The sequence below is a fragment of the Pantoea sp. SIMBA_079 genome, from assembly GCF_046940275.1.
In the GTDB taxonomy this organism is placed as follows: domain Bacteria; phylum Pseudomonadota; class Gammaproteobacteria; order Enterobacterales; family Enterobacteriaceae; genus Pantoea; species Pantoea borealis.
Genome location: NZ_JAWRYR010000660.1, coordinates 1 through 250 on the forward strand (window position 1 = coordinate 1; position 250 = coordinate 250).

Consider the following 250-nt stretch of genomic DNA (forward strand, 5'->3'; position numbering starts at 1 on the left):
GATTATTCGGTCGCGCTGAATCTCGCATCGACGGTGCCGGAGTGGCTCGAGAACATCGGCGCCTCGCCGATGTCGCTGGGTCTGGACCTGCAGGGTGGCGTGCATTTCGTCATGCAGGTCGACCAGGAAGCCGCGCTGCAGAAGCGCGTCGACGGCTACGCCGACGGCATCCGCACCACGCTGCGCGATGAGCGCATCGGCTATTCCAGCGTCGAGCGCCGCGCCGACAACAGCATCGGCATCGTGCTGG

General features: G+C 66.0%; 1 pseudogene. It reads left to right on the top strand.

The annotated features are described in order from the left end of the window. Window positions 1-250: pseudogene (gene secD, locus SB719_RS21590) on the top strand (protein translocase subunit SecD); the annotation flags it as partial.